This window comes from Hydrogenophaga luteola (assembly GCF_042648585.1).
GTDB classification, from domain to species: Bacteria; Pseudomonadota; Gammaproteobacteria; order Burkholderiales; family Burkholderiaceae_C; genus Hydrogenophaga; species Hydrogenophaga luteola.
This window is the reverse complement of the sequence record NZ_JBHRXX010000005.1, coordinates 548,272-567,407: the sequence shown is the minus strand read 5'-3', so window position 1 is coordinate 567,407 and position 19,136 is coordinate 548,272. Positions and strand designations below refer to the sequence as shown.

17 protein-coding genes are annotated in these 19,136 nt (G+C 67.7%); 11 read left to right on the top strand and 6 right to left on the bottom strand.

From position 1 onward, the window contains the following. Window positions 1-22: 22 nt before the first annotated feature. The 3 genes from ACFOPI_RS12795 to ACFOPI_RS12785 are packed head-to-tail and all read right to left on the bottom strand — an operon-like array spanning window position 23 to window position 3,509. Complete coding sequence (locus tag ACFOPI_RS12795) at window positions 23-358, bottom strand: polyhydroxyalkanoic acid system family protein (protein WP_382174387.1); 336 nt, start codon at window positions 356-358, stop codon at window positions 23-25. Window positions 359-372: 14 nt separating this feature from the next. Then, window positions 373-1,467 carry an aminopeptidase gene (locus ACFOPI_RS12790; RefSeq protein WP_382174385.1) on the bottom strand — a complete coding sequence of 365 codons (1,095 nt, stop codon included), beginning with the start codon at window positions 1,465-1,467 and terminating at the stop codon, window positions 373-375. Then, window positions 1,464-3,509 carry a molybdopterin-containing oxidoreductase family protein gene (locus ACFOPI_RS12785; protein ID WP_382174383.1) on the bottom strand — a complete coding sequence of 682 codons (2,046 nt, stop codon included), beginning with the start codon at window positions 3,507-3,509 and terminating at the stop codon, window positions 1,464-1,466. Before ACFOPI_RS12785 ends, ACFOPI_RS12790 begins: the two co-directional genes overlap by 4 nt. 126 nt (window positions 3,510-3,635) lie before the next feature. Between ACFOPI_RS12785 and ACFOPI_RS12780 the strand changes: the two genes are divergently transcribed. From ACFOPI_RS12780 to ACFOPI_RS12770, 3 genes are all read left to right on the top strand, one after another. Continuing rightward, entirely contained in the window at window positions 3,636-4,781 is a 1,146-nt protein-coding gene (locus ACFOPI_RS12780) for an ABC transporter substrate-binding protein (RefSeq protein WP_382174381.1), read from the top strand. A gap of 102 nt (window positions 4,782-4,883) precedes the next feature. Further along, on the top strand, window positions 4,884-6,098 hold the full coding sequence (locus tag ACFOPI_RS12775) for a M20 aminoacylase family protein (protein WP_382174379.1): 1,215 nt from the start codon (window positions 4,884-4,886) through the stop codon (window positions 6,096-6,098). After that, window positions 6,095-7,204, top strand: coding sequence for a M14 family metallopeptidase (locus tag ACFOPI_RS12770; RefSeq protein WP_382174377.1), 1,110 nt, complete (start codon window positions 6,095-6,097; stop codon window positions 7,202-7,204). Before ACFOPI_RS12775 ends, ACFOPI_RS12770 begins: the two co-directional genes overlap by 4 nt. Window positions 7,205-7,225: 21 nt before the next feature. Here the strand turns inward: ACFOPI_RS12770 and ACFOPI_RS12765 are convergent, their stop codons facing one another. The 3 genes from ACFOPI_RS12765 to ACFOPI_RS12755 all read right to left on the bottom strand — a co-directional run bounded on the left by ACFOPI_RS12765 (window position 7,226) and on the right by ACFOPI_RS12755 (window position 9,765). Further along, the gene (locus ACFOPI_RS12765; protein WP_382174376.1) at window positions 7,226-7,885 is read right to left on the bottom strand and encodes a TetR/AcrR family transcriptional regulator; all 660 of its coding nucleotides are present in this window, start codon (window positions 7,883-7,885) and stop codon (window positions 7,226-7,228) included. A gap of 1 nt (window position 7,886) precedes the next feature. Then, window positions 7,887-9,095 carry a patatin-like phospholipase family protein gene (locus ACFOPI_RS12760; protein ID WP_382174374.1) on the bottom strand — a complete coding sequence of 403 codons (1,209 nt, stop codon included), beginning with the start codon at window positions 9,093-9,095 and terminating at the stop codon, window positions 7,887-7,889. Between the two features lie 121 nt (window positions 9,096-9,216). Then, window positions 9,217-9,765, bottom strand: coding sequence for a phasin family protein (locus ACFOPI_RS12755; RefSeq protein ID WP_382174372.1), 549 nt, complete (start codon window positions 9,763-9,765; stop codon window positions 9,217-9,219). Window positions 9,766-9,974: 209 nt separating this feature from the next. Here ACFOPI_RS12755 and ACFOPI_RS12750 point away from each other — a divergent pair, with 209 nt between their 5' ends. The 8 genes from ACFOPI_RS12750 (at window position 9,975) to ACFOPI_RS12715 (ending at window position 19,125) form a co-directional block, all read left to right on the top strand. Beyond that, window positions 9,975-11,960: an SDR family oxidoreductase gene (locus ACFOPI_RS12750; protein WP_382174371.1), complete on the top strand. Its 1,986-nt coding sequence runs from the start codon at window positions 9,975-9,977 to the stop codon at window positions 11,958-11,960. 148 nt (window positions 11,961-12,108) lie between these two features. Continuing rightward, window positions 12,109-13,020 (top strand): acetylglutamate kinase, encoded by a 912-nt coding sequence (gene argB, locus ACFOPI_RS12745; protein ID WP_382174369.1) that lies wholly within the window; start codon window positions 12,109-12,111, stop codon window positions 13,018-13,020. Between the two features lie 2 nt (window positions 13,021-13,022). Continuing rightward, a complete protein-coding gene (locus ACFOPI_RS12740) occupies window positions 13,023-13,715 on the top strand; it encodes a response regulator (protein WP_382174367.1) in 693 nt (230 codons plus the stop codon). After that, on the top strand, window positions 13,699-15,192 hold the full coding sequence (locus tag ACFOPI_RS12735) for an ATP-binding protein (protein ID WP_382174365.1): 1,494 nt from the start codon (window positions 13,699-13,701) through the stop codon (window positions 15,190-15,192). Before ACFOPI_RS12740 ends, ACFOPI_RS12735 begins: the two co-directional genes overlap by 17 nt. A 60-nt stretch (window positions 15,193-15,252) precedes the next feature. After that, window positions 15,253-15,930, top strand: coding sequence for a nucleoid occlusion factor SlmA (slmA, locus tag ACFOPI_RS12730; RefSeq protein ID WP_382174363.1), 678 nt, complete (start codon window positions 15,253-15,255; stop codon window positions 15,928-15,930). A 181-nt stretch (window positions 15,931-16,111) separates the two neighbouring features. After that, window positions 16,112-16,813, top strand: a complete 702-nt coding sequence (locus tag ACFOPI_RS12725; RefSeq protein ID WP_382174361.1) for a TetR/AcrR family transcriptional regulator — start codon at window positions 16,112-16,114, stop codon at window positions 16,811-16,813. Window positions 16,814-16,852: 39 nt separating this feature from the next. Further along, window positions 16,853-18,649, top strand: a complete 1,797-nt coding sequence (locus tag ACFOPI_RS12720) for an acyl-CoA dehydrogenase C-terminal domain-containing protein (RefSeq protein ID WP_382174359.1) — start codon at window positions 16,853-16,855, stop codon at window positions 18,647-18,649. A 44-nt stretch (window positions 18,650-18,693) separates the two neighbouring features. Beyond that, entirely contained in the window at window positions 18,694-19,125 is a 432-nt protein-coding gene (locus ACFOPI_RS12715) for a DUF2147 domain-containing protein (protein ID WP_382174357.1), read from the top strand. Window positions 19,126-19,136: the final 11 nt, after the last annotated feature.

Below are 19,136 nucleotides of genomic sequence, written 5' to 3'. Positions count from 1 at the left end.
CTGCCTCTGAGCGGGGCTTGCCTTACTTTTTCTTCGAGCCGGTGGCCGCTTTGGCTGCCGGCTTTTTCTTGGCCGCCAGCAGCTCGTCCAGGTTCTTGACGATCTCGCTCTCTATGCGGTCCTTGAAGGCGCCGAGCAGGAAGCCGAGCTGGGCGTCCAGCTCGAAGTGATCGGCCGTGACCCGCAGCGTGCCCTTGGCGCCGGTGCGCGAGAAATGCACCTCGTCGCAATCTTCGCCCTCTTCGTAGGCGCACTGCATGTCGAATTCGGATTCGGCCTGCTCGGCCCATTGCCAGGCCACCTTGCGTGCGCCGGAGATGCCGAGGTGGTGGTTGCGCCGGATGTGGATGTTCGCCATGGAGTTCGCGGTGTTCAGGGAGTGGACGGTGGCCGGGCTGTGGGATCGAGGGCCTGCAGCGCGGCCTGGCGCTCGGCTGCGGGCTGACGGGCCAGCGCGCGCACCGCATCATAGAACCGCGCAAAGTCGCGGCCCTCGCGCTCGAACAGCGTCTCGAACGCCGGCACCCACTGGTCGTAGGCGGCCTGGGCGCCGAAGCTGGCGTTGTTGGCTCGGTCGACCCAAGCGTCGTAGCCCTTGTAGCCGCCCCAGCCTTGGCGCAGGTCGGCGTAGCGCTGTCGGAACGCCTGCATCAGCTCGTTCTTGCGCGCGCGCTTGGCGGTCTCGTCGAGCGAGGGGTCTTCATACAGGGCCTGCAGCTGGTCGCGCGTGCCACGTGTGAGGGCGCGGAAGGCCTGGCGGCGCCCGTCGAACTCGGCGTAGGTCCTGCGAGCCGCTTCGTCCGCCTGGGCCAGCCAGCGCGCGCCGCCGATGCGCTCGACAGCCGTTGCGAAGGACTCGTTGAACGCGGTGTCACCGGAGGCGTACACCACCTGGTGGGCCAGCTCGTGGAAGATCAGCCGCGCCAGTTCGCCCTCGGGGTAGCCGATGAAGGTGTTCAGCAGGGGGTCGCCGCCGGCCCAGTTCATCCAGCCCAGCGTGGAGTAGGCGGGCACCGGGTAGACTGCCACATCCAGGTCGTTGCCGAGCCCGGCCGCAAACGCCCGGGCCTCGGCCTCGTCGTAGTAGCCCCGATAGCCGACACAGCCAGCCACCGGGAAGCACCACTGCTGCAGCCGCAGCGAGAGGGCGGGCGCCGCCACCACGTTGTAGACCGCCGCCTTGCGGTGCAGGTCGGCGTAGCGCCGGTAGCTGGCGTTGTCGGGCAGACCCAGTTCGGTCACGGCAAAGGCGCGGATGCGCTGCGTGAGCTGCAGCTTCTGTTGCAGCGCGGGCGGCGTGGCGGGGTCGTCCAGCCAGTCCTGCACCGGCCGCGCCGCGTGCATCAGTTTCAGGTGGCCGGTGACCGATTGCCAGTAGTAGCCAGGGCCGATGGCCGTCGACGCGCAACCGGATGCCAGCAGCGCGAACGTCAGCGAGGCGAACACGCGCCGAGGGAGCCGCCTCATCCCTTCTCCACTTCCACGAGGCAGTCGTAGAACACCGGCGCACGTCCCAGGTCGGTGAGCTTCTGGCTGGTCAGCTCGTTGACATTGCTGCCGTCCATCCCCAGCTTGCGCCACCAGATGCCCAGGCCGTTGACCACCCCCTGGCGCGCCCGGGGTGAGATGCGCGCCTTGCAGCGGTAGCTGCCGCGGTCGTTGAACACACGCACCACGTCGCCGTCGGCGATGCCGCGAGGGGCGGCATCGCCCGCGCTGATCTCCAGCAGCGGCTCACCCTCGATGTCACGCAGGCTCTTCACGTTCACGAAGCTGGAGTTGAGGAAGTTGCGTGCCGGCGGCGAAATCATGGCCAGCGGGTGGCGCGGGTCGCTGCCGGCCGGCTCGTGGTTGGGCAGGTGGTCGGGCAGCCCGTCCAGGCCCTGCGCCGCCAGCCGCGCGCTGAAGAACTCGCATTGGCCAGACGGCGTCGGGAAGCCGCCCTCGGCGAACGGCGCCTCGGGCACCGGCAGGGTGGCAAAACCCTGGTCCAGCAGTTGCTGGAAGTCCACCCGATCGCCGAAGGTCTGGCGGCACAGGGTTTCATCGTCGTCGGCGAAGCAGGGCTCGTGAAAGCCCATGCGCCGCGCCAGCTGACGGAACACCTCGGTGTTGGGCCGCGCCTGACCGACCGGCGCGATGGCGGGGCGGTTGAGCAGCACGTCGGTGTGGCCGTAGCTGGTGTGGATGTCCCAGTGCTCGAGCTGTGTGGTGGCAGGCAGCACGATGTCGGCGTGGTCCGCGGTGTCGGTCATGAAGTGTTCGAGCACGACGGTGAACAGGTCTTCGCGTGAGAAGCCCTGCACCACCTTGGGCGACTCCGGTGCGACCGCCACCGGGTTGCTGTTGTAGACGATCAGGGCCTCGATCTTCGGGCCGAAGGCTGGCGACGATTCGCGCAGCAGGTCGTCGCCGATCGTGACCATGTTGATGGTGCGCGGCGTGCGGCCGGCCAGCAGGTCGGGACGGTGCAGCGCGGCGCGGTCGACCGGGAAATGGCCCGAGGCTGAGAGCAGCAGGCCCCCAGCGCGGTGGCGCCAGGCGCCCGTCAGTGCTGGCAGGCAGGCGACGGCGCGCACCGCGTTGCCACCGCCGCGCACGCGCTGCATGCCGTAGTTCAGTCGGATGGCGGCTGGCTGGGTGGTCCCGTACTCGCGCGCCAGCCGCTCGATCTGTTCGACGGGAACGCCGCAGACCTCGGCCGCACGCTCGGCCGGCCACTGCAGCGCGCGTTCGCGCAAGGCGTCCCAGCCCAGGGTGTGGCGGGCAATGTAGTCGTGGTCCAGCCAGTCATTCACGATCAGCTCGTGCATCAGCGCCAGCGCCAGCGCGGCGTCGGTGCCGGGGCGCAGGGCGATGTGTTCGTGGCACTTGTCGGCCGTCTCGCTCTTGCGCGGGTCGATGCAGACCAAGCGGGCGCCGTCGCGTTTGGCCTGCTGCGCCAGGCGCCAGAAATGCAGGTTGCTGGCGATGGAGTTGCTGCCCCAGATCAGGATCAGCTTGGCCTCGGCGAAGTGCTCGACCTTCATGCCCAGCTTGCCGCCCAGGGTCTGCACCAGGGCCTCGCCGCCGGCGGCCGCGCAGATGGTGCGGTCCAGGAAGGAGGCTCCGAGCCTGTTGAAGAAGCGCGCGGCCATGCCTTCGCTCTGCACCTGGCCCATGGTGCCCGCGTAGCTGTAGGGCACGATGGCCTGCGGGTCGCGCGCGGCGATCTCCTTCAGCCGCGCGGCGATCTCATCCAGCGCCTCGTCCCAGCCGATGGGCTCGAACCGGCCGCTGCCCTTGGGCCCGGTGCGGCGCAGTGGCGTGAGGATGCGCTCGGGGTGGTGGGTGCGTTCGGGGTAGCGCGAGACCTTGGTGCACAGCGCCCCATCGGTGTGGCGGTGGGCCGGGTTGCCGGCCACGCGCACGGCTTTGCCGTCCACCACTGTGGTGAGCAATGCACAGGTGTCGGGGCAATCGTGAGGGCAAGCGCCCCGAACCGTGAATTCGTTGGGGTTGTGGGCCATGAAATGCGGTGAATGGCGTATACGCGGGGGTATGCCTATGTAGTAGGCTTCGCAAGTCTGGTGACGTCCTGTTACGAACGGGGTGACACCGCGGACTGCTCAAAAAAGCATATCAGGAGTCACTGGATGCAACGTCGTCGGGTTCTTTCTTCTCTGGGTGCCTGTCTGGGCGCTTCTTCCCTCGCCGGCGTGGCCGGCTCCGCATGGGCCCAGGCGGCTGCTGGGTCCGGGGCCATCGCGCTGGGGCAATCGGCGCCCTTCACCGGGCCCTCCGCGCAACTGGGGTTGCAGTTCAATCTGGGGGCGCAGCTGTACTTTGACACTGTCAATGCCGCTGGCGGTGTCAACGGGCGCCGCATCGAGCTCCGTCGGCTGGACGACGGTTACGACCCTGAGCGATGCGTGGCCAACACCAAGCAGTTCATCGCGGATGGCGTGTTTGCCCTGTTCGGCTATGTCGGTACGCCGACCAGCCTGGCGGCCTTGCCGCTGGCCACCGAGGCCAAGCTGCCCTTTTTTGCCCCCTTCACCGGGGCGCAGGCCCTGCGCGAGCCGTTCAACCGCTACGCCATCCATGTGCGGGCCTCGTACTTCGACGAGACCGCGGCCATCGTGAAACAGGTCACCTCGATCGGGATCAAGCGCGTGGCGGTGTTCTACCAGAACGACGCCTATGGCAAGGCCGGGCTCGAAGGTGTGGAGCGGGCCCTCAAGGCTCTGAACATGGAGCCGGCTGCGTTGGGTACGGTGGAGCGCAACAGCAACGAAGTGGCGCCCGCGCTCAAGGGCATCATGGCGGTCAAGCCCGAGGCCATCGTGCAGATCGGTGCGTACAAGGCCTGTGCCACCTTCATCCGGCTGGCGCGCCAGCAGGGGTATGCGGGCAACTTCTACAACGTCTCCTTTGTCGGCACGCAGGCGCTGCTGGACGAGTTGGGGGCGGTGGCCAAGGGTGTGGCGGTCAGCCAGGTGATGCCTTTTCCCTACTCGGCTGCCACACCGATCTCGGGCGAGTACCTGGCAGCGCTCAAGGACCAGCGCGGGGTGGTACCCAACTACTCCGGCATCGAGGGCTTTGTGGCTGCAAGGGTGCTGGTGGAAGGGCTCAAGCGGGCCCGCGGTGCCGGCCGGGAGGCTTTCATCGATGCCATCGGAAGCATGAAGGACATGAGCATCGGCGGTTTTCCGCTGGACTTCGGTCCGCAGAATCACACCGGCTCCCGCTTCGTCGAGCTGACCCTGCTGACCGAAGACGGCCGGGTGCGTCGCTGACCCTGGAAGGGCCGACATCCCCGGTCTGGTACGGGTTGTCACGATCGGCTCTGCCGCCGCGCGCTTGCGGGGCTACCATGCCCGCTTGCAGACGAGGACACCATGCAACTGATCGACTCCATCCTGACCCAGTCCGCGGCCATCGCCGCCGTGCGCCGCGACATCCACGCCCATCCCGAGCTCTGTTTTGAAGAGGTGCGCACCGCCGAGGTGGTCGCCGCCAAGCTGACCGAGTGGGGCATCCCGGTGCACCGGGGCATGGGCACCACCGGTGTGGTGGGCATCGTGCATGGGCGCGACGGCGGGGGCTGTGGTCGCGCCATCGGCCTGCGAGCCGACATGGACGCGCTGCCGATGCAGGAGCACAACCACTTCGCGCACGCCAGCCAACACGCCGGCAAGATGCACGCCTGCGGTCACGACGGCCACACCGCCATGCTGCTGGCGGCGGCGCAACACTTCTCGAAACACCGGAACTTCGACGGCACGGTCTACCTGATCTTCCAGCCGGCCGAGGAGGGCGGCGGCGGAGCCCGCGAGATGATCAAGGACGGCCTGTTCGAGCGGTTTCCGGTGGAGGCGGTGTTCGGCATGCACAACTGGCCGGGCCTGCCGGTGGGCAGCTTTGCCGCCAGTGCCGGCCCGGTGATGGCGTCGAGCAACGAGTTCCACATCGTCATCCGTGGCAAGGGCTCGCACGCTGCGCTTCCGCACAACGGGATCGACCCGGTGCCCGTGGCCTGCCAGATGGTGCAGGCTTTCCAGACCATCATCACGCGCAACAAGAAGCCGGTGGATGCGGGCGTGATCAGCGTGACCATGATCCACACCGGCGAGGCTACCAACGTGGTGCCGGACAGCTGCGAGATCCAGGGCACGGTGCGCACCTTCACCTACGAGGTGCTCGACATGATCGAGCGGCGCATGCGGGAGATCGCGCAGCACACCTGCGCCGCCTTTGGTGCCACCTGCGAGTTCCAGTTCCACCGCAACTACCCGCCCACCATCAACCACCCGGCCGAGACCGCGTTCGTGCGCGAGGTGCTCACCGGCATCGTCGGCGCCGACCAGGTGCTGGTGCAGGAGCCGACCATGGGGGCCGAAGACTTCGCCTACATGCTGCAGGAGCGGCCGGGCTGCTACATCTTCATCGCCAACGGCGAGGGCGCGCACCGAGAGATCGGCCATGGCGGCGGGCCCTGCACCCTGCATAACCCGAGCTACGACTTCAACGACGACCTGATCCCGCTGGGAGCCACCTACTGGGTGCGGCTGGCCGAACAGTGGCTGTCGCAACCGCGCAGGGACACCGCATGATCAATCCCCAGTCCGCCTTTGCGCCGTCCTACGCCAGGGCGCGCGTGCAGTTCCTGGAGGGGGCGGCCGCCGCCGGCATGGCCATCCGCAGCCACAACCACCCGCTGCCCGGACGCGAGCAGGAAACCCTGGCCATGGACGTGGCCCTGGACGGGCCGCCGGACGCCGATCGACTGCTGATCGTCAGCAGCGCCTGCCATGGCGTTGAAGGGTTCTGTGGCTCGGGCATCCAGGTGTTTGCCACCCACGACGCCGACTGGCGCGCGCACGCCCGCGCCGCCGGGGTGGCGGTGCTGTACATCCACGCGCTCAACCCCTACGGGTTCTCGCACCTGCGCCGGGTGACCGAGGACAACGTCGACCTCAACCGCAACTTTCAGGACTTCTCGCAGCCCCTGCCGGTGAACCCGGCCTACGACGAGCTGCACCCGTTCCTGCTGCCGGCGGCCTGGCCGCCCGTGGCGGAGAACGAGGCGGTCATCGCCCATTTCATCGGACGCAAGGGCCTGGGCGCGTACCAGAGCGCGGTCTCCCAGGGCCAGCACAGCCACCCCGATGGCCTGTTCTTCGGCGGCACGGCGCCGACCTGGAGCCACCGCACGCTGCGCGAGGTGCTGCGCGAACACGGGCGCTGCGCGCGCCACATCGCCTGGATCGACCTGCACACCGGGCTGGGGCCCAGCGGCCTGGGCGAGCGCATCTTCGCCTGCCGGGACGACGATGCGGCCCTGCAGCGCGCCCGCGCCTGGTGGGGCGGCGACGGCCAGACGCCAGTGACTTCGATCTACGACGGCAGTTCCGCCTCGGCCCGCCTGACGGGCCTGATGTGGAACGCAGTCTACGAAGAGTGCCCGCAGGCCCAGTACACCGGGATTGCCCTGGAATACGGCACCCTGCCGTTGCTGGATGTGCTCAACGCCCTGCGTGGTGACCAGTGGATGCGCCTGCACCCAGACGCGCCGGCCGGACTGCGGACCGTGATCCAGAAGCGGGTGCGGGACGCGTTCTATGTCGACACTGACGACTGGCGCGCCCAGGTGGTATCCCAGGCCCGCCAGGCCCTGTTCCAGGCGGTGGACGGACTGCGCCGCAGCCCGCCCCAATAGGCTCAGGCGGCGGCCCCGGGCTCAGGGCGCCGTGCGGTAGGCGCCCGTGAGTTGCAGCAGGTGCTGGCGCTGGCCGGATTCGAGGTACGGCGCCAGCACATTGAGCACGTGCTGCGCACCGCGCAGCAGCGCAGCCTGCGCGTTGTCCGGTTCCAGCGCATGGCGCGGGTCGCGCACGTATTCGAAGCTCAGCCAGTAGGTCAGCAGCACCACCATGCAGTTCGCCGTGGGTTCGAGTTCTCTCGCATCCAGGTCGATGGCGCCCGCGCGCGACATGCCGCTGAGCAGGCTGCGCACCGCACGGATCTTGTTCTTGAGCACGGCCTGGAAACGGGTTTCCAGCAGCCGGTTCTTGGACAGCAGGTCGTTGAGGTCGCGGTACAGAAAGCGGTACTCCCAGACGATTTCGAACAGCGAGTGCAGGAAGAACCAGGCGTCCTCGACGTTGCGCACGCCGTCGCTGGCCTGCAGCAGCTCGTTGAGTGCCTTCTCGTAGCGCTCGAACAGCGAGTTGATCAGCTCGTCCTTGGCTGGGTAGTGGTAGTACAGGTTGCCGGGGCTGATGCCGAGTTCGGAGGAGATCAGCGTGGTGGAGACATTGGGCTCGCCGAAGCGGTTGAACAGCGCGAGGGTGACTTCCAGAATGCGTTCGGCCGTGCGTCGGGGGGCTTTGCGGGTCATGTCAGGCGCGCTGCGTCTGCAGCCGTTGTTCAAGGGTGTCGAGGGTGTCGCCCAGGCGTTCCAGGGCCGTTTCTCGCCGCACCGGTTCTGCGGGCAGCAGGCGCCGTTGCGGGTCGCGCAGGGCGGCCTCGTCCAGCGAGATGCCGTGTCGCTCCAGCATGGGGCCCAGGTGGCCGGTGCGGTCGCGCAGCAGCTGGCGGGTCTGCTGGAAGGCGTGCTCGGCCAGTTCGCGGCGCTGGCGGTAGCTGAAGGTGTTGGCGAAGAACAGCTCGGCGTCGCGCTGGTCGGGTTCGATCAGCACGATGTCGGTGTTCGGGTAGCTTCGCTCGTAGTGTTTGAAGCCCAGCGCCAGGCGGGAATGGATCATCGAGCGGAAGGTCTGGCTCATGACCGCCGGCAGCCCGCCTTCGACCAGCGAGGGAATGTGCTCGCTGCCAGCGCCCGCGTGGAACGGCACCAGCGGGTTCAGGCACAGCAGAAGGTCCACTCCCTCGTCCAGCGCCACCGTGGCGTGCACGGTCTTCTTCAGCGCACCGTCCACGTAGTGCCGGCCGTCGATGACCACCGGCGGGAACAGGCCGGGCAGTGCGGCGCTGGCCTGGATGGCGCGCGAGATCGGCACATGGTCCCAGCCCGGGCGACCGAACGGTGTGGCCTCGCCGGTGTCGAGCTCGGTGGCCACCAGGGTCAGGCGGGCGCGCAGCTGGCGGAAGTCGTTGCTGCGGCCGGGTTTGCTGAACAGGCGCTGGATCTGCTCGTGGATGCCCTCGTTGTCCAGCACGCCCGTGGGCAGTGCCGCGCCCATGCGCTCGAAGGCGTTGGTGAAACGTTTGCCCTGGGCGGCCCAGGCCCACAGGGCGCCGCTCATCAGCGCCGGCACACGCTGCGCCCGTTCGATGAACTCGCGCCAGGCCGGGCGCATCAGCCAGGCGGGATCGAAGCGGTCGTCGCCCAGCCGGTCCTCAATGAAGGATTCGCACAGCTGGCGCGGCGTGATGCCGTTGGCCAGTCCGGCGGCGATGAAGCCGCCGGCCGACACGCCGATGTAGTGATCGCAGCCGTTGAAGTCCAGTCCGTGCAGGCTGTCTTCCAGGGCGCACAGGGCGCCGATCTCGTAGATCGCACCCAGCGGCCCGCCGCCAGCGAAGGCCAGCGCGATGCGTGGGGCTGGGCGGGAACGCCGTGTCGAACGGGGGCGGGAAGGCGTCATGCGGTCGAGTGTAGACCGCCCCGATGGCGGCGAGTGTTGCGTTGCAGCAGTCCGGGCGGACGAAAAAAAGGGGCGCCGCGCGCCCCTTTCTGCTCAGCCGAGCCTTCCAACGTCGTGGCGCTCAGGCGGCCTTCTTGGCGCGCGCCGGGGCTTTGCGGGCAGGCTTGGCGGCGGCTGTTTTCGTGGCGGTTTTGGCCGCGGCCTTCGGTGCGGCGGCCTTGCGCGGTGCGGCTGCCTTCACGGTCTTGCCACCCTCGCTGGCCACGGCGGCGCTGAGGGCGTCGATGCGCTCGATCAGGGCCTCGATGTCGCGCGCCGAGGGAACGCCCAGCTTGTTCAGGGCCTTGGCCACGCGGTCTTCAAAGATGTTCTCCAGCTTGTCCCACTGGCCGGCGGCCTTGCTGCCGATGTCGCTGGCCATGTTGGTCATGCGCTGCGTGGCTTCGTTGAGGCGTTCCTCGGCGACAGCCTGGGTCTTGCGCTGGATCGAAAGGCCTTCCTTGACCAGGGTCTCGAAGGCCTTGCCGCCTTCGGCCTGGGCCTTGGAGAAGGCGCCGAGACCGGCCAGCCAGATCTGCTGGGCGGAATCCTTGATCGCGCCGGACAGCGGCGAAGCGGAGGCGGTGGCGCCGGTGCTGGCGGTGCCGGATTTGCGAGTCTTGGTGACCATGGAAGCTCCGTGAACGAGGTGGATCGGGATGGCGGCACGGCAGTGCCTCAGGGTGATGGCACTGTACGGCTGTGACGCTGTGCCTGTGTAGGGTCCGGCGACTAAAAAACGGGGGGTGTGCGCCACGGGTTTGTGCTGAACCGGTGGCCTCGGCTCGTGGTGAACAATGCACGGTTGTTCCCGATACCCACAAATCCAGGAGTACCTCGATGCACTATTTCGTCACCGGCGCCACCGGCTTCATCGGCAAACGGCTTGTCAGGAAACTGCTGGAGCGCAAGGGCGCGGTGGTGCACTTCCTGCTGCGCAAGGAGAGCGAAGGCAAGGTGGCGGAACTGCGCGAGTTCTGGGGCGTGGGCGCGACCCGCGCCATCCCGGTGTTCGGTGACCTCACTGCGAAGAAGCTGGGCGTGAGCGCCGACGACGTGAAGGCACTCAAGGGTCAGATCGACCACTTCTACCACCTCGCGGCGGTTTACGACCTGGAGGCCGATGCCGAGAGCCAGATCGCCGTCAATGTGGACGGCACGCGTAACACGGTCGAGTTCGCCAAGGCCATCGGCGCCGGCCACTTTCACCACGTGTCGTCGATCGCCGCAGCGGGCCTGTACGAAGGCGTGTTCCGCGAGGACATGTTCGAGGAGGCCGAGGGCCTGGACCATCCGTACTTCATGACCAAGCACGAGAGCGAGAAGATCGTTCGCAAGGAGTGCAAGGTGCCGTGGACGGTGTACCGGCCGGCGGCCGTGGTGGGCGACAGCCGCACCGGCGAGATGGACAAGATCGACGGGCCGTACTACTTCTTCAAGCTGATCCAGCGCATGCGCCAGATCCTGCCGCCCTGGATGCCCAGTGTCGGTCTCGAAGGCGGGCGCATCAACATCGTGCCGGTGGACTTCGTGGTCAACGCGCTCGACCACATCAGCCACCAGAAACGCGGTGGCGGTGGCTGTTTCCACCTGGTCGACCCGATGGGCTACCGCGTCGGCGATGTGCTCGACATCCTGAGCAAGGCCGCGCACGCGCCCAAGATGAACCTGTTCGTCAACGCGGCGCTGCTGGGCTTCATTCCCAAGAGCGTGAAGAAGGGGCTGATGGCGCTGGCGCCGGTGCGCCGCGTCTACCGCGCGGTGATGCAGGACCTCGGATTGCCCGAGGACATGATGACCTTCGTCAACTACCCGACGCGCTTCGACTGCCGCGAAACCACGGCCGCGCTCAAGGGCAGCGGCATCGCCTGCCCCGACCTCAAGGACTACGCCTGGCGCCTGTGGGACTACTGGGAGCGCCACCTCGACCCCGACCTGCACATCGACCGCAGCCTGCGCGGCACCGTGGCGGGCAAGGTGGTGCTGGTCACCGGCGGCAGTTCGGGCATCGGTCTGGCGGCGGCGCACAAGTTTGCCGAGGCGGGTGCGGTCACCATCATCTGCGGCCGCGACCAGGACAAGCTTGACGAGGCCTGCAAGGAAGCGAAGGACAAGGGCTACGAGTTCGTGGCCTACCCGGCCGACATCGCCGACATGGCCGACTGCGACCGTTTCGTGCAGCTGCTGATCCAGAACCATGGCGGCGTGGACTTCCTGATCAACAACGCGGGTCGCTCGATCCGCCGCGCGATCGAAAGCAGCTACGACCGCTTTCACGATTTCGAACGCACCATGCAGCTGAACTACTTCGGCTGCCTGCGCGTGACCATGGGGCTCCTGCCCGGCATGGTGGCCAAGCGCAAGGGCCACATCGTGAACATCAGCTCCATCGGCGTGCTGACCAACGCGCCGCGCTTCTCGGCCTACGTGGCGAGCAAGGCAGCGCTGGACGCCTGGACCCGCTGCGCATCGTCCGAGTTCGCCGACCAGGGCATCTCGTTCACCACCATCAACATGCCGCTGGTGCGCACGCCCATGATTGCACCGACACAGATTTACAAGAACGTGCCGACGCTATCGCCCGAAGAAGCGGCCGACATGATCGCGCAGGCCTGTATCTTCAAGCCGGTGCGCATCGCCACGCGCCTGGGGGTGACGGGCCAGGTGATGCACGCCTTCGTGCCGCGCATCGCCCAGATTGTCATGAACACCAGCTTCCGCATGTTCCCCGACTCCTCCGCCGCCAAGGGCGAGAAGGGGGCGAAGCCGCAGCTCTCGCCTGAAGCCATCGCGATGCAGCAGATGATGCGCGGAATACACTTTTAATCCATCCCCGCGGCGCTGCGCGCCACCCCCTCAAGGGGGCGACACCTGCGGCCCGGCAAAGCCGGTTCCGCGGTGTTTCTGGGATGTGGGGCTGGCAGGCGGTGCGACCTACAATTTGCCGGCCGTTTCTCTTCATTCGTCCACCGCCATGACCACCCCGAACCACACCCCCGTCGACCTGTCCAACGTCCAGCCGCGAGAGAAGGCCGAGCTGCTCGCGCAGGCCCTGCCGTACATCCGCAAGTACCACGGCAAGACCATGGTCATCAAGTACGGCGGCAACGCCATGACCGACCCGGCCCTGCAGCAGGACTTCGCCGAAGACGTGGTGCTGCTCAAGCTGGTTGGCATCAACCCGGTGGTGGTGCATGGCGGCGGTCCGCAGATCGAGACCCTGCTGCAGCGCCTGGGCAAGAAGGGTGAGTTCATCCAGGGCATGCGCGTGACCGACGCCGAGACCATGGAAGTGGTCGAGTGGGTGCTGGGCGGCGAGGTGCAGCAGGACATCGTGGGCCTGATCAATGCCGCCGGCGGCAAGGCTGTGGGCCTGACCGGCCGCGACGGCGCCATGATCCGCGCGCAGAAGCTGCGCCTGGCCGACCAGCAGGACCCGAGCCGCGAACACGACGTGGGCCAGGTCGGCGACATCGTGTCCATCGACCCCTCGGTGGTCAAGGCGCTGCAGGACGACCAGTTCATTCCCGTGGTCAGCCCGATCGGCTTCGGTGAAAAGAACGAGAGCTACAACATCAACGCCGACGTGGTGGCCGCCAAGCTGGCGACCGTGCTGCAGGCCGAGAAGCTGCTGATGCTGACCAACATCCGCGGCGTGCTGGATAAGGCCGGCAACCTGATGACCGAGCTGACGCCGCGCCGCATCGACGAGCTGTGCGAGGACGGCACCATCAGCGGCGGCATGATTCCCAAGATCGCCGGCGCGCTGGACGCGGCCAAGAGCGGCGTGAATGCGGTGCACATCATCGACGGCCGCGTGCCACATGCGCTGCTGCTCGAAGTGCTGGGCGACCAGCCGTTCGGAACGATGATCAAGAGCCACTGAACATGCGCCTGCTGCTGGTTGAGGACGACGTCATGGTCGCCAGCGGCATCAAGCTGGGGCTGAGCAACGCCGGCTACACGGTGGACTGGGTCGGCAGCGCCGAGCGGGCCGAGCAGGCGGTGGAGAACGACAGCTTCGACCTGGCCATCGTCGACATCGGGCTGCCCGGCATCAATGGCCTGGAGCTGACCCAGCGGCTGCGCGCGCGCGGCTGTGCCATGCCGGTGCTGATCCTGACCGCGCGCGACGCCTTGCACGACCGGGTGCAGGGCCTGGACCTCGGCGCCGACGACTACATGCTCAAACCCTTCGAGCTGCCGGAGCTGCTGGCGCGCCTGCGTGCGCTGCTGCGGCGCTCGCAGGCCGCGACCACGGCGGTGCTCAGCCTGGGACCGCTGGAGATGGACACCGCACTGCGCCGCGTCAACCTGGCTGGTCAGACCATGGAGCTGGGGCCGCGCGAGTGGACCGTGCTGGAGTACCTGCTGCTGCAGGCGCCCAAGCCGGCGGCCAAGGACAAGCTGCTGGCGGCGCTGACCGGTTGGGACAAGGAGATCACGCCCAACGCCATCGAGGTCTACGTCTCGCGCCTGCGCGCCAAGCTGGAGCCGGCCGGGGTGGCGCTGCGCTCCATCCGCGGCTTCGGCTACCGGCTCGAACTGCTGCCGCCGTCCGCCCATGCGCGCGAGCCCTGAGGGCCGGTCGGCCAGTGGCCTGATCTGGGGGCTGCAACGGCGCCTGCTGGTGCTGCTGTTCCTCCCGCTCGGGCTGGTCGGGCTGGTGAGTGTCTATTTCCACTACCAGAGCGCGGGGACAGCGGCCCTGCAGCAGGACCAGCAACTGCTGCGGCTGGTGCCGATGCTGGCCGACTCGGTGGTGGTGACCCTGCCCCGCGACGCCCCCCGGCCCATCGACATCGATGCCGACCCGGGACTGGCCCTGCTGCTGGCGCCGCCGGTGGACGAGTTCCTCAAGGAGCGCGAAGGCTATGCCGGCTACGGCGTGATGGACGCCAATGGCCGTCTGCTGATCGGCGACCGCTGGCTGCCCACCGTGCTGCCCACCACCGAGGACGCCGAGTTCCTCAGCGTGGTCGACGGCGGCATCACCTACCGGGTGGTGGCGCAGCGCAGCCCGACCGCGGCTGGGGAACTCATCATCATGCTGGCCGATGGCTCCGATGGCCGCCAGCAGTGGCTGGACACCGTGCTGCTGCGGGTGGTGCTGCCCAACCTGCTGCTCATGGTGGTGGTGGCGGTGGCGGTGACCTGGGCGGTGTCGCGCGCCTTGCGCCCGCTGATCGACCTCAAGGAGGCGGTCGAGCGCCGCTCGCCCCGCGACCTGAGCCCCATCGATGCCGAGAGCGCCCCGGCCGAGGTGCGGCCGCTCGTGTCCTCGCTCAACCGCCTGTTCTCGCTGGTGAACGACCAGACGCAGGCGCAGCGGCGCTTCGTGGCCGACGCCGCGCACCAGCTGCGCACGCCGCTCGCCGGGCTGCAGGCGCAGGTCGAGGCTTGGTCGCAGGCAGCGCGCTCGATGGGGGGCGCAGAAACGCTCAGTCTCCGGGTAGAGCAGGTGCACCGCCTGCGCGACGCGACGCGCCGGACCTCGCAGCTGGCCAACCAGTTGCTGGCGCTCTCGCGCGCCGACAGCGTGAGCGCCAGCACCCACCCGATGGAGCAGGTCGACCTGCAGGAGCTGTGCGAAAACATCCTGGCGCTCCATCTGGATGCCGCGGCCGACAAGCAGATGGACCTGGGGCTGGAGGCTGCTCCGGCCCAGACCCGCGGCCACACCTGGCTGCTGCGCGAGCTGCTGATCAACATCGTGGACAACGCGGTCAAGTACACCCCGCCGGGCGGGCGCATCACGCTGCGCTGCGGGCAGGACCTCGTGGCCGAGCCGCCGCAGGCCTGGATCGAGGTCGAGGACGATGGTCCCGGCATTGCGGAGGATGAGCGGCAGCGGGTGCTGGAGCGCTTCTACCGCCTGCCCGGCACCCAGGCCGATGGCAACGGACTGGGGCTGGCCATTGCCGACGAAATCGCCCGTTCTCATCACACCCAGCTGCAGCTGCTGACCGGTGTCAACGGGCGCGGATTGCGCGTGCGCGTGGTGTTCGAGGCGGTCCGGGCCGGCGGGAGGCCTGTGCGAGAATCGCCGGAGGGATGACACACCACGGGCCGCACACCTCGCCGCCCGTCTGCTGAACACCAACGGACCCGACCACCCATGAGCTCCAGCGCTTCCTCGTCCACGGCCGCCGCCTCTACCGAAGCCGCCAGCGAAGGCGCCGAGAGCACCGAGTCCGGTGGCCGCAAGCGGCCCAGGCCCGGTGAGCGCCGGGTGCAGATCCTGCAGGCGCTGGCCACCATGCTGGAGCAACCTGGCGCCGAGCGCGTAACCACCGCGGCGCTCGCCGCCCGGCTGGACGTCAGCGAAGCCGCCCTTTACCGCCATTTCGCCAGCAAGGCCCAGATGTTCGAGGGACTCATCGAGTTCATCGAGCAGTCGGTGTTCGGGCTGGTCAACCAGCTGGGCGAGCGCGAGCCCGATCCGGTGCTGCGCTCGCGCAAGCTGGTGACGCTGCTGCTGCAGTTTGGCGAGAAGAACCCCGGCATGGCGCGCGTCATGGTGGGCGACGCGCTGGTGTACGAGAACGAGCGCCTGCAGCAGCGCATGAACCTGTTCTTCGACAAGATCGAGTCGGCGCTGCGCCAGAATCTGCGCGAGATCGCCGTGCTTTCGTCGGCGACCACGCCCACCGTCGACGCCCAGGCCGATGCCTCGGTCATCACGGCCTTCTGCATGGGGCGGCTGCAGCGCTTTGCCCGCAGCGGCTTCAAGCGCTCGCCCAGCGAGAACCTCGACCACGGCCTGCGCCTGCTGTTGCCCGACGGTCGCCTGTGAGCTTTCGGCGCCCGATCTGCGGGTAAACCCGTAGGTGGTGGTGCCGGGCGCCGTGCATTAGGGCGCAGCCCCTAGACAAAATCCCCGTCATGCGCCGCGGGTTGCGCATGGGGTCATTCTTTTGCGGTGAAAATAGCACGACCGTTCGATTTGTGGGCGGTCTTCTTTTTTCCTTCACCGCATGAGCGCCACCACCTCATCCAAACGCCCGCGCAGCGACGCCGCCCTGACGCGGTCGCTGCAAAAAGGCCAGCAGACCAAGGCCGCCATCGTCGATGCGGCGCTCGGTCTGGCGACGCAGATCGGCTTGGAAGGCCTGTCCATCGGCGCGCTGGCCGAGGTCATGCAGATGAGCAAGTCGGGCGTGTTCGCGCACTTCGGCTCGCGCGAGGAGTTGCAGATCTCCGTGGTGCGCGAGTACCACCACCGTTTCGAGGAAGAGGTGTTCTATCCGGCCATGTCGGTGCCGCGCGGCCTGCCGCGCCTGCGCGCGCTGTTCGACAACTGGATGAAGCGCACCTCGGTCGAAATCGACTCGGGCTGCCTCTACATCAGCGGCGCAGTGGAGTTCGACGACCGGCCCGGCCCGGTGCGCGACGCGCTGGCCAGTTCGGTCAGCACCTGGCTGGCGGCCATGAAGCGCGCCATCGAACTGGCCATCGAAGAGGGCCACCTGCGCGCCGACACCGACGCCGAGCAGATGCGCTTCGAGATCCATTCCTTGATCCTTGCGCTGCACTACGAGGCCCGCTTTCTGCGTGCGCCCGACTCGCTGCAGCGCGCTGTCTCCGCCTTCGAGGGCATCGTGCTGCGCTACAGCGCGGGCGATGCCACCGACCCCGCACCTGCTCGCAAGGCCGCCCGCAAGCCTCGCGCCGCCTGACCTTCTCCTTCTTCACAAACCCTCCACAGGAGTTCACCCATGCCCGTCTACAACCCGCCCCTGCGCGACATGCAGTTTGTGATGCACGAGGTGCTGAACGTCAGCGCCGACTTCCAGTCCATGCCGCAACACGCCGAGATGGACGCCGACACCATCAACGCCGTGCTCGAAGAGGCCGGCAAGTTCGCCTCGCAGGTGATCTTCCCGCTCAACATCAGCGGCGACACCGAAGGCTGCACGCTGGACAAGGCCACACACGAGGTCAAGACCCCCGCCGGCTTCAAGGAAGCCTACAAGACCTACACCGACGGTGGCTGGTCGGCGCTGTCGTGCGACCCCGAGTACGGCGGCCAGGGCCTGCCCCTGGTGGTCAACCAGTGCCTGTACGAGATGATGAATTCGGCCAACCAGGCCTGGACCATGTACCCCGGCCTGAGTCACGGCGCCTACGCCGCGCTGCACGAGCACGGCACCCCAGAGCAGAAGGCCCTGTACCTGCCCAAGCTGGTCAGCGGCGAATGGACCGGCACCATGTGCCTGACCGAACCGCACTGCGGCACCGACCTGGGCCTGATGCGCACCAAGGCCGAGCCGCAGGCCGACGGCACCTACAAGATCACCGGCAACAAGATCTTCATCAGCGCCGGTGAACACGACATGGCCGCCAACATCGTGCACCTGGTGCTGGCCCGCCTGCCCGACGCGCCCCCCGGCATCAAGGGCATCAGCCTGTTCGTGGTGCCCAAGTTCCTGGCCAGTGCCGACGGCACGCTGGGCGCGCGCAACGGCATCTACTGCGGGGGCCTGGAGCACAAAATGGGCATCCACGGCAACGCCACGGCGCAGATCGTCATCGACGGCGCCATCGGCACCCTGGTGGGCCAGCCGCACAAGGGCATGCAGGCCATGTTCGTGATGATGAACGCCGCCCGTCTGGGCGTGGGCAACCAGTCGCTGGGCCTCACCGAAGTGGCCTACCAGAACGCGCTGGCTTACGCCAAGGACCGCATCCAGATGCGCAGCCTGTCCGGCGCCAAGGCCAAGGACAAGCCGGCCGACCCGATCATCGTGCACCCCGACGTGCGCAAGATGCTGCTGACCGCCAAGGCCTACGCCGAAGGCGGCCGGGCGCTGGCCATGTACAGCTCGGTGCTGCTGGAGAAGGTGCACCACCACCCGGACGAGAAGGTGCGCAAGGACAGCGACGAAATGCTCTCCCTGCTCACGCCCATCGTGAAGGCCTTCCTGACCGACAACGGCTACCAGGCCGCCACCATGTGCCAGCAGGTCTTCGGCGGCCACGGCTACATCAAGGAATGGGGCATGGAGCAGTTCGTGCGCGATGCCCGTATCAACATGATCTATGAAGGCACCAACACCATCCAGAGCCTGGACCTGCTGGGCCGCAAGGTGCTGGGCAACAACGGCGCCACGCTCAAGAAGTTCGGCAAGCTGGTGACGGCGCTGGTGATGGAAGAAGGCGTCAACGAGAAGATGGCCGAGTTCATCAACCCGCTGGCGGTGCTGGGCGAACAGATCACCAAGTTCACCATGGAGATCGGCTTCAAGGGCCTTCAGAACCCCGACGAAGTGGGCGCCGCCGCGGTGGACTACCTGCGCGTGGCCGGCCACCTGGTGTTCGGCTACTTCTGGGCCCGCATGGCCCAGGTGGCCCTGCAGAAGATCGCCGAGGGCAGTACCGACCCGTTCTACACCGCCAAACTGCAGACCGCGCGCTTCTACTTCGCCAAGCTGTTCCCCGAGACCGCGACGCTGATGCGCACGGCGCGCGCCGGCAGCAAGGTGCTGATGGACACCGACGCGGCCCTGGCCTGACGGATCTTTGCCTTCCCCACCCACAACGAGATCAGGAGACACCCATGAGCAAGCGCACCGTCGCATTCGTGCTGTCCATGGCTTCGACCATGGCCATGGCCCAGATGACCCCCGAAGGTCTCTGGCGCAACATCGACGACAAGACGGGTGAGGCCAAGGCCGAGATCCGCATTGCCGCGGCGGCCTCGGGCGCGCTGCACGGGAGGATCGAAAAAGCGCTCACGCAGAGCGGTGAACCCAACTGCACAGCGTGCACCGACGACCGCAAGGACAAACCCAAGGTCGGCATGGAAATCATCCGTGGTGCGAAGAAGTCGGCCGCTGACGCGGTGTGGGAAGGCGGGAAGATCCTCGACCCCGAAAACGGCAAGGAATACACCTTGAAGATGACCCCGCTGGACGGCGGCAAGCAGCTGCAGATCCGCGGCTACATCGGCCCCTTCTACCGGACCCAGATCTGGCAACGCGTGCAGTGACGCTTGCCCCA